Genomic DNA, 14,618 nt, shown 5'->3' on the forward strand with positions numbered 1-14,618 from the left:
ACCCTGTTCCTTTAGGAATGAGGGTGCTTTTTCCAACTCAAAGCTATTTGCGGGTAAAGGTTAAAAGAGGCTTAACCTTATTTATTGGCGTAGCTCTTTTTTTTGTTTTTTTCACTTTGATGCGGGTGGTACGAAGCTTGCTTTTGGATTTCAATCGCGTCGCTTTCTTTTTTAGAGATACAATCCTAAGTCCTCTGCGTTTGCTTTTGAGCGCGCGTAAGCGTGGTTTTCTTTTCCGTTTTCGAACGGCGATGGGTGGCTGTTGGGCGGCGAAGTCCAGGGAAGCCAGTGACTCTGGAACATCTATTGGATTTGTTGACTCTAATGAACCTAATGCATCCACCAAGCCGATTGAACTAAGCATGCCGAAATGGATAGGCTGAATGCCAAGTGCTTCATAAGTCGTTTTTACCATGGGATCGCGAAAAACTGTCATTTCTGCTTTCCGGGGTTCGATCCATACGGATATGTTTCGCAGCGTATCGTCGATATAGCCGGGGTGGCACATCACTTCCGTTGTGCCTTCCGGCAGCTGGTGCAGATATTGGAGTAGTTGGTGCAAGCCATCATGCTTATCATAGGTGTCCAATAGTACGTGGTCCGTCATCAATGGGGAGGGATGGATGTCCTCATGAGGCGTTTGCGAGCGCCGCATAGGGATGTTCTCTTTTACCGCTAGATGAGACATGGCTCTGAAAACGGCTGGGAAATTTTGATGAATATGATGATGCGAATCTACATGCGTAGGCCTGAGGCCTGTTGCAAGGAAGCGATGCCACTGGGCATTCAGCTCCGTTTCAATATCAGATTCTTCACGCGTGCAAGCCGAGTTTACTGGATGGAAGCTTCCGTCCTGCCTCACAAGAGAAGGGATTTTGCCGGGGCTCGACACGGGTCTGCCGTACGTTAAGTTAAAGTGGAGCCCGACACCGAGACCTGGATGCATGCGAGCCAAATGAATCGCTTCTTCAAATCCAGGCATATTCACCATGAGGCTTGTACTCGTAATCCCGCCTGCCTGAAACGCTTCTATAATTCCTTTATTGACACTGGGCGATATGCCGAAGTCATCAGCATTGATAATGACATATTTCATCATGAACCATCCCCCTTCCTCGGAAATCAAACCTGTATTCTTATCAAATGCAGGACTAACGGTTCCGGCAATGGACAAGAGAACAAAGGGGCAATGTCTATTTTTGTCGTAAAAAGAAATAAAACTTCACTGTATTATTTGTTATATAAAATAAAATTTCAATTTCTATTGACCCCTATATTTTTTTTCAATAGTATAAAACAATAGTCATTCTATGATTTGGAAACCAACATGACAACATGACAGGGGACGGGGTAATTCAGATGGCCATTTCTAAGCTGCATAAGTTCCGGTTAGCCCTTTTTTGGCGGCTTTTCACCAACTATTTTATTGTTATTCTGGTTCCGGTCATTGTCGCCAGCTTTCTGGCTCACGTGCTTGCCGTCCGAACGATCGAGAAGGATGCCGAGAAACTCAACGACGTGGTTATCAGCCATTTTTCCAAACAAACCGATACAGCACTGGATTCACTCAAAACGAACATGATTAACATGCTCAGTTCATCCAATTTGACCGGTGTGCTGCGGGTCATTGACGATTCGCGGGAAAATCAACAGCGTGCGGAGCAGTTTCATGCGCTCAGAGAGCAGTTGATGAAGCTTCAGTCCGATAAATTGGTATCGAAAGTTTTTTTATATTTTGCCAATCGCGATTTGGTCGCAGATGTCGATATTTATACGGATAAATCGTATTATTTCAAAATGAGTTACCCCCTCGGCGATCAGCAGAAGAGGGACTATTTATCCCGTTTTACGGGTAAAAAAATGATGGATATCACCGATTCGAGCTCGCTCGGCATGTATGCAGTTATGAGCTATCCGTTTAATACGGAAAATCCGGAGGTGTACTTGGTCGTACATTTTGACCAAGACAAGCTCAAAGAACAAATTTCCATTCCCGAGAAATGGGTCACGGGTACGGCCATTGCGACCAGCCAGGGGGAAATTCTGAACCAAAACGGTTTGACGGAAAGGGAGGTTAAAGCCGTTTTGGCGCATACGCGCGCGAATGCCATGTCATCCCAATTCCTTGTCACAGACGAGATTGCGATGTCTCTTGTGAAATCCCGCTTCAACGATTCCTGGTATTACGTGACCATCGCCGATCTTCGAACCTTAATGAAGCCTGCGTATATAACTAGGGTTATCAGTTGGGCGTTTCTCGTCTTCTTTCTTGTGGTGGGCAGCTTTGTGTCCTATTATTTAAGCCGCCGGTGGTATCGTCCGGTTCAAGAAATCACGGAAGAAAATAAAGAGCTTTCGCAACGAATGAGCGGAATGGTTCCTTTGATGCAGGAACTGTTCGTCACCAAAATTTTGCAGGGGGAGTACAAGGACGAGTTGTCCATCGCCTATTATGCGAAGGAAATTGATTTCTCCTATGATAAACATGCGATGCGTACGGTGCTGTGCATTGCCTTTCATTACAATTCGGAGGTGTATGAAAAGCTGTCGGAAACGACGAAGTCTTTCATGTTCGTAGAGATCAAAGAGTTGATTCGGAAATCTACGCCCTCCATGGTATGGTTTTGTCAAACGAAACCGGATATGATGGCTTGCGTTGTGACGCATGATGCCTTCCTGCATCTGGGCGCAGATGAGGCGGCGGACGTCGCCAAATTGGTATTGGAATCTTATAGCCAATATTTCAAGGCCACGATCGGTATCGGGAAAACCGTGAACGCAGCGGAGGAGCTGCATGAATCCTACGATCAAGCGTTATCCGTCCTGCAAAATCGCGGATTGGATGCCGATGTGGAAATTTGCCGCGGCCCGCTTGTAGGCGAGCGGACGCAGTGGGAAAGCTTTTTATCCGTGCAGGAAGTGAACAGGATCTTCAATCAATGCAAAACACGAGAATATGACAAGCTGCTGGAGTCCGTATGCGAAAAGCTCGAAGAGGGAAGGCACAAAAATGCGACCGCCATGCAGGTGAAATATTTATGTACCGACGTGCTGAATACATGGATACGAGCGGTAGAAACCGAGCACAACGATTTTAATGTCCCGTTTTTTTCAAGCCTGTACGTAAGGCTCCACAGTGTAATGACCTGGGATGAATTGAAGCAATGTTTTGTTGAGATTCACCGTGTGTTGTTTCGAACCGAGGAACCCGATCAGCGAACGAAGCAGTTTTCCGAGATTCTGGCTTACATTCATGATCATTATAACGAAGAGCTTTCGATTGAATATTTTGCCGGGTTGTTGAACATGTCGAGCGGGCATTTCAGCCGAACATTTAAAGAGGCCGTAGGTGAAAAGTATGTGGAGTATATTGCGAAATACAGGCTCATGAAAGCGAAGCAATTTTTGCTGGAGACGGATATGAAAATCGATGAGATTGCAGAAAAGGTTGGCTATTGGGGACGCAACTCTTTTATTCGAACTTTTCGCAAATATGAAGGCATTACGCCGGCTAAATATCGGTCGATGGATCATTAAACGAGTAGAGACTTCATTTTTTCCGAAGTCTCTATTTTTTCTTCCAGGTCTTTTTGGAAAGCTGAGAAACCGCATGAAATCAAGGTTGTAAAAAAAGAGACACGGGGTAATTATGCGTGCTTTACGGTCGCAACCCGATCTCTGTATAGTTAGGCCATCAACTTCCGAAAGGAGGAGGGGGTGGACAGTATGCTTCGGCGAAATGGAATGTGGTACGTGTTAAAGAAACATAGAGCGCTATATTTGCTAATGCTGCCGGGGATTTTGTACTACATCATTTTCAAATATGTGCCTATGTACGGGGTCATCATTGCCTTTCAGGATTATTCGATTGGCCGAGGAATTATGGGCAGCAAGTTTGTTGGTTTCAAACACTTTATTGAATTTTTTTATGTCAATCCGGATTCATGGAAGCTGATTCGCAATACGGTTATGTTAAACGTGTATGATTTGCTGTTTCATTTTCCGGCGCCGATCATTCTGGCTATTTTGTTTCACGAACTGAAGAACAAAATGTTTAAGCGCATCGCGCAAAGCATCAGTTACATGCCGCACTTTTTATCTACTGTCGTTATCGCCGGCATTCTTGTCACTTTCTTGTCGCCGCAGACCGGCATCATTAATTTCCTGTTGGTGAAGGTATTTGGCATGGAGCCGATTCTGTTCCTGGGGCTGCCCGAATGGTTTAGAGCGATCTATGTTTCCTCGGAAATTTGGCAAAAAATCGGCTGGGGGACGATTCTGTACCTGGCTGCCATCGCCGGGATTGATCCGACATTGTACGAAGCAGCCAAAATGGATGGAGCGAACAGGTACCAACAAATGCGCCATATCACATTCATCGGTATGGTGCCTGTGATGATCATTTTGTTCGTCCTGACGCTCGGTCATTTCATGGAGACGGGCTTCCAGAAAATTCTGCTGCTGTACAACTCCATGAACTATGAAACTTCAGATGTCATTAATACGTTCGTCTACCGGCGCGGCATTTTGGATGCGGATTTCAGCTTCGCTACGGCCGTCGGATTATTTCAATCCGTTATCGGACTCATTCTCGTCATCGGCGCTAACCGCATAGCCAGAAAACATTCGGAAACAAGCCTGTGGTAAAGGAGGAACCCTATTGAAAATCAAACAGTCGGCAGCCTCCAGAGTATTTGATGCTTGTAACTATTGCATCATGATTCTTCTTATGATTGTGATGATCTATCCGCTCGTGTATGTGTTTAGCGCTTCGATCAGCGATAATGCGCTGGTGTCTAGCGGCGATGTTCTCTTATTTCCCAAAAAGGTGACGCTCATTGCCTACAAACAGCTGGCAGCGAATTCCGATCTATGGATCAGCTACTGGAATACGATCCGTTATACGGTCGTACATGTCATACTGACGTTAATTACGACAGCGGCTATGGCCTACCCGTTAGCGAAGAAATGGCTGCCGGGCCGCAGATGGATTCTGATGATGGCAGCCTTTACGCTGCTTTTCAGCGGAGGGATGATCCCAACGTTTCTCGTCGTCCAAAAGCTCGGCATGCTGAATTCGATTTGGGCTATCGTGCTGCCTTCCATGATCAGTACATGGTACTTGTTCATTATGCGGACGTTCTTTGAAGCCTTGCCGGAAGAGCTGGAAGATGCAGCGACGATCGACGGCTGTTCCTCTCTACAGGTGCTATTGCGGGTGGTTATGCCGCTATCGATGCCTGTGATGGCCACGATCGGCCTGTTCACGGCTGTGAACCAATGGAACGCATTCTTCGATGCGCTCATTTATTTGAACGACCGTTCGATGTATCCGCTGCAAATTATGCTCCGGAACATTCTTGTGGCCGGTACGACGATTCAAGGAGAAGGCGATATGAGCCTGCTTCAAACGATGAAGTACGCCATCATTATGATGGCTACTCTCCCAATTTTGTGCGTATATCCGTTTATCCAGAAATATTTTGTTCAAGGTACGATGATCGGCGGCATCAAAGGCTAAGTAGCCTATGCGATAGATGACGATCAAGCAGCGATAGTTCGATATTTTAAACCAATTCGGGAGGTCTTCTCATGAAAAAAAGAACGGTAGCAGCGGCGATGTCTGCCCTTATGTTCTCCAGTTTGGTGGCAGCAGGCTGTACGAGCGAAACGAAGGATACACCGGCGTCAAGCGATACCAAGAAAGCGGAAGAAGCGAAAAAGCCGATTACTTTCTCCTGGCTGGCTTATGACCGTCCGGAGGGAAAAGTGCGCCAAGATTGGGAAATCTTCAAGGAAATTGAAGCGAAGACCGGCGTGAAAGTAGAGTTTCAAGTGGTTAGTCAGGAAGGCTTGAAGGAGAAAAAGCAGATCATGATCGCGACCAACGCGGTAACGGACTTCATCCAGGTCGATACTCTGGAGGGCAGGCAGCATGGGCCTGACAAGGTGTTTTTGAATCTCAAGGATTACTTGGATAAAGCCCCGAATATGAAGGCATTTTTCGATAAATATCCGGAAGCCAAAGCCGTAGCTACTGGAGCGGACGGCGGCATTTACACCGTACCCGTCATCGAAGGGGATGCCGAAGGCAAAGGCTTCAATTTTATTTGGTATACCCGTAAGGACATTATGGATAAATACGGCTTGCAAGCGCCGACTACGCTGGATCAATTTTACCAGTTCTTGAAGACACTCAAAGAAAAGCAGCCTGACACCTATCCGTTGATCAATAACGCAATTGTAGGAGATACGGGGCTATTCACTACGTTTGGAAGAGCATTTACAGGCATTCATGGATTCTATAACGTCGATCCGGCGACCGACAAATATGCGTTTGCCCCTTATCACAAAGGCTATAAGGACTCGCTCATTTTCTTAAACAAACTGTTTAACGAGAAACTGCTCGATCCTGAATTCTCGATGATTACGCAAGCGCAGTGGGAAGAGCGCCTTTTGAAAGGTAAGTCACTGGTCACGTTTTTCTGGAAGGCTGATCTGGAGACCCTAATGGATAAAGGACGTAAAGCAGGAATCGCCGATTACACGCTCGACGCAATTCCGCAGTTTGCTGCTGACGGAATCAAAAACTACCAGTTCTCCCGTTCTGTTGTCGGCACAACGGGCCGCGCGATTTCGGCCAAAGTGAAAGATAAGGACAGAGCGGTTCAATTCCTTGACTACCTGCTGAGTGAAGAAGGCTCGAACTACTTATCTCTGGGGATCGAGGGCAAAACGTATACGAAAGAAAACGGCAAGCCTGTTTACAACAAGGATTTCGGCGCGTCGCCATTTACCACACTGCGGAAAGACTGGGGCGTCTGGTATGACATGGTTACGCTGGACAATGCCAAATCCCGTGCGGTATGGGAAAGCGGCTTAAGCGATAAGAGCAAAGCGATTAACAAGAGCTACGAACCATTCATCATCCCGGCGCCTAAGCAAATCGTGAAGACGAGTGAAGAGCTGGAGCTTGAGAAGTCGAAATTGAACAATCTGAACAAGTACTTGGAGCAAAAGCTAACGGAATTCGTCTCCGGTAAAACGCCGATCAATGATAAAACTTGGCAAGAATTTATCGATCAGTGCAAAAAGCTTGGCGCTGACGAGCTGCTGGATATGTACAATGCCGCCTATACGCGCACTTACGGTAAAAAATAAATAGTTTTGGCACTGTAAGGGGGCCCGGAGATGAGAATGGGCCTCCGAAATGGAGGGATTCGTATGACCGAGAAGATGAAGGTCATTGATGTGGATGTCCATAATGAGCAGAATGATTCCGATCTGCTGCCGTATTTGGCTGAACCTTGGCGCTCGCGCGTAGCCGCTACAGGAATCGGGTATTCCGGTTCCGGCTATTATTCGCCGGTAGGCGTCATGAAGAAAGACGCGATTCCGCCGGGCGGCGGAAAAGCCGGTTCAGATCCCGACCTGATGATCAAGCAGCTTCTGGAGGACTACAATGTCGAATACTGCGTATTAACCGGAGTGGTGTACAACATTTCGACGACGCATGATCCGGATTATGCGGCCGTGATCTGTTCCGCCTACAACGACTATCTGATTGCCGAATGGCTTGGCAAGCATAAGGCGTTCAAAGGCGCAATGGCTGTAGCCACGCAGGACCCTTATCTCGCTGCAAGAGAAATTGACCGTGTCGGAGGCCATCCCGACATCGTTGAAGTGATGATTTCGAGTGCGGCGCGTGCGCCTCTTGGCCAGCGCCAATATCATCCGATCTATGAGGCGGCGGAGCGCAACGGCCTGCCGATCGCCATCCATCCGGGGGCGGAAGGAGGGGGCAGCTCAACAGCGCCTACGGCAGCGGGGTATCCTTCCCGTTACATCGAATGGCACACGTGTCTGTCCCAAATGTTTATGGCTCATCTCGTCTCCATGGTATGCGAGGGGGTATTCGAGAAATTCCCGCGGCTGAAAGTGGTGCTTACCGAGGGCGGCATAGCTTGGCTGCCGCACCTTATGTGGCGGCTGGATAAGAACTACAAGGCGCTGCGCTCCACAGTTCCGTGGCTCAAAAAAATGCCCAGCCAATACATTCGCGAGCATTGCTATTTGACCACGCAGCCTATTGAGGAACCGGACAATCCGCAGCATTTGATTGATTTATTCAATATGATCGATGCAGAGAATATGATTTTGTACTCGAGCGATTACCCGCACTGGGACTTCGACTCGCCGGAGATGATTCTGCGGAGATTAAAGCCGGAAGCCAAGCGCAAAATCTTTTACGAAAACGCCAAGAGCCTATATAACCTTTAATTTACGGAGGAGCTTATGACGGTTCATTATGTGCTGGATACAGGCGCTGTTCCGGATGGCGGACACGCGGTCGTTACGCTTGAGGGAAAGAGCATCGGCATTTACCTGATCAACGACACCTACTATGCCATTAACAATTATTGTCCGCATCAAGGAGCGCCGATGTGCGCCGGACTCGTTTCAGGAACAACGCTTCCGTCAAGCGTATATGAATACGAGTACGGGATGAACGGCGAAATCCTTCGTTGTCCGTGGCACGGTTGGGAGTTCGATATTCGAACCGGCAAATCGCTGTTTAGCGAGAAGATTTGGTTGAAGACGTATCAAGTCCATGTGCAGGACGGCAAGGTCGGAGTGGAGATGGAGAGAAAGTGAACGGGGTGAGGAAGAGGGAGCGAGGCAGGCTGAAACGGCCCTTTCGCCTCCTCTTTTTTAACGTTTCTGAAAACTTGGAGATACGTTATGGATCATTGTCGCTGTACGGTAAAAATTCAATATGTGAAGCGACAAAAGATGACATAACCAGTCACTCTTCGCTATGTACATATTAGAAAGTTAAGGCTAAACTTAACGTATATGCATTGAAATTAAATTTCATAAATGAGTAAAATTTCGAAATAATATTTTCGAATAAGGAGTATGAACAGGTGGGGTTCATGGATTTTCTATCTTGGTGGATACAAAGTGTATCTTAATAAATGGAGACTCTTCAGGGACGGTGATGCAAATGCGGTAGCAGGTTGGATACTGATTTGAAACAATGAATGGCGAGCAAGGGAAATACATAGAAGGGATGTGCCTTTTGATGAGAAGTTCCACCTATTCACAGAAAAAGAAATGGCATGCGTCCGTGGCGCTCATGCTGCTGCTCTGCACGATTGTATCGGGTTTTGGAAGCGGTTTACCAACCGCTCAGGCGCAAGAGGGCACATTGCAAAGTGCTGCAGCGCCTGCCCCGCTGCATGAGAAGGTGATGGCTAAGAATACCTCCGGCAAAACGATTGAGCTTGCCTCCAAAGGGACTGTCGCGCTTAGCGATAACTTGATCGTTGAGCAACAATTTGGCGAAAGAATCGTTACCAGATCATTGAACGATGTGATGGTAGGGGCAGAAAACGTAGACGTCTATTTGGGCGGAGACGGGAAAGCTTCAAGAATCGTAATCCTCGGAGATACGCCAATGAATCGGATGCGCGTCGGCATTCGGAAGGATATTTCCAATATCGCCGACATGACGCAGATCGATCATCCGCAAATCGATATCAAATCGGCGCAAGGTTTCCTGATCAAGGATAAAGCAGCTAATCAACAATATCCGATCACAGCCGGAACGCTCGTTTCTTTTACCGTTTCGAACGGTGAGACCGCTGTTCTGCAGAATGGCGCAGCGCTTTTCTCAACGTCGAACCGACTGTATATCGAGCCTGTAAGCGTTGATTCCCTGCTGCAGGTCATGTCCATAAGTCGTGGCCAGGGCAAGCCGCAATACCGGGGGACTTTCGAACTTTTCTTAAGTCCTGATAAAAGCAAGCTTAGACTGATCAATGAAGTGGATATTGAACAGTATCTGTATCAGGTTGTTCCGAGTGAAATGCCGGCTTCTTTCGGATTGGAAGCCTTGAAAGCGCAATCGATCGCAGCGCGAACGTATGCGCTGACGGATTATATGACGAGCCGGTTCGCCGATCTCGGCTTCCACATCGACGACAGCACGCTCAGCCAAGTGTACAATAACCAAGCGGAGAACGCGCTGACGACGCAAGCCGTGCAGGCCACTGCCGGGAAAATCATGAAAAGCGGCGACGAACTGGTGGATGCGAGGTTTTACTCGGCATCGGGCGGCTACGGAGCGTCGAAGCATGAGGTGTGGCAGGATGTCGATACGAACCTGTTCCCGGGCACGCCGCTGCCGTATTTGACGGGTCGCAGTTATACGTACGATCCTGCTAACAGCAGCAGCATGCTCACCATTGATACTTCAAATGAGCAAGCGCTGAATGATTTTTACAAAAATTTGAATTATACCGGTTACGATTCAGACTCTGCCTATTTCCGTTGGAAAGTGAGCCTGACGAAAACCGAACTGCAAAATACGGTGAACATCAATATAAAGGATCGTTATGCAGCAGAGCCAATGTTTGTTTTGACGAAAGAAACTGACGGCAGATTTGTTAGCAAACCTATCCCGCAAGAAGGCGTAGGAACGATTAGCACGATGTATGTGACAAAGCGCGGAGCCGGAGGCAACGCGATGGAATTAGTCATTGAAGGCAGTACGGGCACTTATAAAATTTTACGTGAATTCAACATTCGATTTACGATTCGACCAAGCAAAACATATACCGGCGGTGGGGATATATTGGCTTACCGTGCCAAAGGCGGGGCAGGCGTTTATGATAATTCACCGCTTGCGAATCCAAGCATCTTGTACTCGGCCTTTTTCAGCTTTGATTTAGCGACCGATGCGGGCGGATCGCTTACGAGTGTAACGTTCTATGGCGGCGGCAACGGGCATGGTGTAGGGATGAGCCAAAACGGCGCGCAAATGCTCGGACAAAAGGGTTGGAGTTATGACAAAATCCTGGACGCATATTATAAAGGCATGAAGCTTGTTGATATGAATGCGCCAGTCCTCAGACGCCTTGAGGTAGCGCCGAAATTGGCGAATGTGAACCCAGGCGCAGCGCAATCCTTTACGGTTAAAGGATTTGACGGCAGCGGCAATGACATGCAGGTCCCGGCTGAACAGCTGGTTTGGAATCAAACAGGAGCGATCGGTACGATCTCCTCAGCTGGTGTATTAACAGCTGTGAACGGGTCAGCGGTCGGTAACGTCGTTGCCGCAATTGGCGATGTAAGCGCCAATGCAGCGGTGATCGTTGGTAAGCCTTCAGCGGTCGTGGAGGATTTTGAAGATATTGCGGATATCGCGCCCTCCAGTGTGCGTACAGTTCCGAATTCGGTGCAGTTGACGAAGGTGAACAGACCGGAACCTGTGCATGCAGGGACATACGCAGGAAAACTTACTTATGATTTTACAGGAACAACCGGAACATCTGCGGCTTACATGAACTTTAAAGATGAGCTTGGCGGCACAGGTCGCGTACTGGAAGGCTATCCGAAAAAGCTGGGCGCTTGGGTTTACGGGGACGGCCAGAAGCATTGGCTGCGCGCCATGCTTCAGGATGCTGCCGGAACGAAACCGACGGTGGATTTCACATCTTCCGGCGGACTCAATTGGATGGGATGGAAATACGTAACGGTCGATGTGCCGGCCAATTTGAAGACTCCGATTCGCTTGAATCAAATTTATCTCGTTGAAACAAGCGATACGAATAAAAACGGCGGAGCACTTTACTTCGATCAGGTAACGGCTTTATACGCCAACACGGATGTATTTGAGTCGGAACTGTCCGGATTAACACCGATGGTGATTGGGGATAGCAAGCAAGCGATCGTCTATGCAACGTATGGCGGCAATACAGCCCCTGTGCAAGTTCAAAGCGGCATGGCCTTTTACAGCAGTGAAGCTGCGGTTGCGACTGTTGACGCGAAAGGGCTGGTGAAGGCGGTAAAAGCCGGAACAACTACGATTACGGCGATCTTCGGAAGCGCTCCGCCAGCTGTCTATGTGCTGAAGGTAACAGCTGAAGCTCCTGTAGTCGAGCGTCTCGAGCTTGCCGGACTAACGACAATGGAGAAAGGACAGACGAAACAAGCGAAAGTATTCGCAACCTATGCAGGCGATACTGTGCCGGTTGAGCTAGCATCCAGTGAAGTCGCGTTCAGCAGCAGCGCTCCGGACGTGGCTTCTGTGGACGTGACCGGCAAGGTGACTGCGCTGAAAGCCGGTCAAACGGCCATCACGGCTGCTTTCGGCGGCAAATCCGTTCGTTATGATCTCTTCGTGACGAATCCTGTGGCTGTTCTGCAAAGCATTGATATTCAAGGGCTGAGCGCAATGACGATAGGGGATTCGCAGCGGCCTCGTGTAACAGGCATTTACAGCTTAACGCCCGAACCTGTGGAACTTACGAGCGGGGTTTCCTTTAAGAGCAGCAACCCGACGGTAGCGACTGTGGACGATTCGGGAAAAGTGACAGCATTGAAGGTGGGATACAGCATGATTACCGCTTCGTTCGGCGGCAAAACCGATTATTTCTCACTCGTCGTTAATAAAGCCACCAGCGCGCCTAAACGGGAGCTAAGAGCGGCATGGATTGCATCGGTTGAAAACATCGATTGGCCGCAAAAAGGGGTTGTAACTCCTGAAGCTCAGAAGCAATCCTTCGCAGCGATGCTGGATGATCTGGCCAAAATGGGTATGAATGCCGTCGTCGTTCAAGTGAAGCCGACTGCGGATGCTTTCTACCCATCCGAATACGGACCTTGGTCGGAGTATTTGACAGGTGTGCAAGGAAAAGATCCGGGATATGATCCTTTGGCCTTTATGGTCGAGGAAGCCCATAAGCGCAATATGGAATTCCATGCTTGGTTTAATCCATACCGGATCAGTATGAAGGATAAGATTGAGAATTTGGTGGCGAACCATCCGGCTAGACAGCATCCGGATTGGGTTGTTAGTTATGGCGGTAAGCTGTACTACAATCCAGGTGTGCCAGAGGTGAAAGATTTTGTCATTGGCAGCATTATGGAAGTGGTCCGCAATTACGATATCGACTCCGTTCACATGGACGATTATTTCTATCCGTATGTGGTCGATGGCAAAGACTTCCCGGATGACGCCACGTACCAAGCCTACGGAGCAGCCTTCCCAAATAAAGGGGATTGGCGCAGAGATAACGTGAATAGACTGGTACACGAGCTGTCTATCGCAATTAAACACGAGAAAAGCTATGTCAAGTTCGGCATCTCCCCATTCGGCGTTTGGCGGAATATTGCCGACGATCCGACTGGCTCGGATACGACGGCTGGACAGCGAAACTATGACGATCTGTATGCAGACACGCGCACCTGGATTCATCAAGGTTGGATTGATTACATTACACCGCAAATTTATTGGAATTTCGGATTCACAGCGGCTGCTTACGAGAAGCTGATTGACTGGTGGACGAAAGAAACGCAGGGCACGAATGTCCATCTCTATATCGGTCATGCCGTTTACAAAATTAATGCCAACAATGAGGCATGGGAAAATCCCGACGAGCTGCCGAACCAGCTAAAATACAATTTGAATTTTGAAGGCGTCAAAGGCAGCATGCACTTCAGCGCGAAGGATCTTCAGACGAATCCGCTAGGCATTAAAGACAGATTGATCAATGACAGCTACAAGCTGCCGGCTCTGATTCCTGCTATGCCATGGATCGATGCCACTGCGCCTGAAAAGCCAACGCTCGAAGCGGTTAGCAAAAGTGCGGCAGGAATCGAACTTTCGTGGAAAGATGCGGCCACAAGCGATGCAGCCTATTATGTGATTTACAGATTTGACGGAAACCAAGGCGGCAGCATTGACAATCCGGCGCAAATCGCAGGCATCGTTCGCAAGCAGTCGGGTAATGTTCAGCATTATACAGACAAGAAGACTGTTGAAGGGCAGCTGTATACGTATGCTGTTACAGCTGTTGACAGGGTGCACAATGAGAGCGAAGCGAGCAATTATGTCACGCTTGGCGAAAGCCAGGAAACCCAGACCTCTGCCATTCTGGTTGGACAAAGCAGCGTATTAACGGGCCAACCATTTACGGTTCAATTTGGTCTTCGCAGCGTGACAACCGGCGTTTATGCGCAGGACATTACCATTGAGTATGACCCTGCAATTGTGGATTATGTTTCATCTGCTTCGATCAAGAATGGTGTGAGTATCGTATCCGAGAAGTCGGGTCCGGGGAAAGTAAGACTCATTCTTGCAAGCCAAGGAGCAAGCTATGCAGTCAGCGGCGATGCTGATCTAGTGCAGCTTTCTTTCAAAGCCAAAACGGTAAGCCAAACTACTGCAGGAACAATCGCAGTAACAGGTGCGCTGCTTGGTGACGCGCAAGGACACGAGATAGAGGCGCGACCAGCGTCTATCCGAGTTGAAGTAGTGACACTGCCTCCTGGCAAACCAGGGGATGCGAACGGCGATGACAAATATACGATCGGCGATTTGGCTTTTGCGGCAGCTCATTATGGAGAAGACAGCACGAATCCGGACTGGAATCGGATCAAAGTCGCTGATTATGACGGCAATGGCATCATCGATATTTTAGATCTAGCCGCTATCGCCAGTAAGATTTTGGAATAAGACGTTGATGGCAATCGAATAAAGGACACCAGCCCCTCTCCTTAGACATACTGCTATGTGCAAGATACATGGCCTAGGGAGCGGGGCTGTTCTT

Annotated in this window: 8 protein-coding genes; 7 read left to right on the forward strand and 1 reads right to left on the reverse strand. The window is 48.4% G+C overall.

The features are described 5' to 3' along the window. Positions 1-43: 43 nt before the first annotated feature. Complete coding sequence (locus tag GC097_RS19525) at positions 44-1,099, reverse strand: carbohydrate deacetylase (RefSeq protein ID WP_171684981.1); 1,056 nt, start codon at positions 1,097-1,099, stop codon at positions 44-46. Between the two features lie 260 nt (positions 1,100-1,359). Here GC097_RS19525 and GC097_RS19530 point away from each other — a divergent pair, with 260 nt between their 5' ends. The 7 genes from GC097_RS19530 (at position 1,360) to GC097_RS19560 (ending at position 14,524) form a co-directional block, all read left to right on the forward strand. After that, positions 1,360-3,537: a helix-turn-helix domain-containing protein gene (locus GC097_RS19530; protein ID WP_171684982.1), complete on the forward strand. Its 2,178-nt coding sequence runs from the start codon at positions 1,360-1,362 to the stop codon at positions 3,535-3,537. A gap of 189 nt (positions 3,538-3,726) precedes the next feature. Continuing rightward, the gene (locus GC097_RS19535) at positions 3,727-4,647 is read left to right on the forward strand and encodes an ABC transporter permease (protein ID WP_171684983.1); all 921 of its coding nucleotides are present in this window, start codon (positions 3,727-3,729) and stop codon (positions 4,645-4,647) included. Positions 4,648-4,660: 13 nt separating this feature from the next. Beyond that, positions 4,661-5,521: a carbohydrate ABC transporter permease gene (locus tag GC097_RS19540; RefSeq protein WP_171684984.1), complete on the forward strand. Its 861-nt coding sequence runs from the start codon at positions 4,661-4,663 to the stop codon at positions 5,519-5,521. Between the two features lie 71 nt (positions 5,522-5,592). Beyond that, positions 5,593-7,161 carry an extracellular solute-binding protein gene (locus tag GC097_RS19545; RefSeq protein ID WP_171684985.1) on the forward strand — a complete coding sequence of 523 codons (1,569 nt, stop codon included), beginning with the start codon at positions 5,593-5,595 and terminating at the stop codon, positions 7,159-7,161. Between the two features lie 63 nt (positions 7,162-7,224). Continuing rightward, positions 7,225-8,280: an amidohydrolase family protein gene (locus tag GC097_RS19550; protein WP_171684986.1), complete on the forward strand. Its 1,056-nt coding sequence runs from the start codon at positions 7,225-7,227 to the stop codon at positions 8,278-8,280. A gap of 15 nt (positions 8,281-8,295) precedes the next feature. After that, complete coding sequence (locus GC097_RS19555; RefSeq protein WP_171684987.1) at positions 8,296-8,655, forward strand: Rieske (2Fe-2S) protein; 360 nt, start codon at positions 8,296-8,298, stop codon at positions 8,653-8,655. Between the two features lie 430 nt (positions 8,656-9,085). Beyond that, positions 9,086-14,524, forward strand: coding sequence for a family 10 glycosylhydrolase (locus tag GC097_RS19560; protein ID WP_171684988.1), 5,439 nt, complete (start codon positions 9,086-9,088; stop codon positions 14,522-14,524). Positions 14,525-14,618 lie beyond the last annotated feature (94 nt).

Origin of the sequence: Paenibacillus planticolens, assembly GCF_013141725.1 — a bacterium.
Classification (GTDB): domain Bacteria; phylum Bacillota; class Bacilli; order Paenibacillales; family NBRC-103111; genus Paenibacillus_E; species Paenibacillus_E planticolens.

What these genes read in the sequence shown, in the direction of transcription:
- GC097_RS19525 (WP_171684981.1), bottom strand. Translation starts at nt 1,099, where the DNA reads ATGATGAAATATGTCATTATCAATGCTGATGACTTCGGCATATCGCCC.
- GC097_RS19530 (WP_171684982.1), top strand. Translation starts at nt 1,360, where the DNA reads ATGGCCATTTCTAAGCTGCATAAGTTCCGGTTAGCCCTTTTTTGGCGG.
- GC097_RS19535 (WP_171684983.1), top strand. Translation starts at nt 3,727, where the DNA reads ATGCTTCGGCGAAATGGAATGTGGTACGTGTTAAAGAAACATAGAGCG.
- GC097_RS19545 (WP_171684985.1), top strand. Translation starts at nt 5,593, where the DNA reads ATGAAAAAAAGAACGGTAGCAGCGGCGATGTCTGCCCTTATGTTCTCC.
- GC097_RS19550 (WP_171684986.1), top strand. Translation starts at nt 7,225, where the DNA reads ATGACCGAGAAGATGAAGGTCATTGATGTGGATGTCCATAATGAGCAG.
- GC097_RS19555 (WP_171684987.1), top strand. Translation starts at nt 8,296, where the DNA reads ATGACGGTTCATTATGTGCTGGATACAGGCGCTGTTCCGGATGGCGGA.
- GC097_RS19560 (WP_171684988.1), top strand. Translation starts at nt 9,086, where the DNA reads ATGAGAAGTTCCACCTATTCACAGAAAAAGAAATGGCATGCGTCCGTG.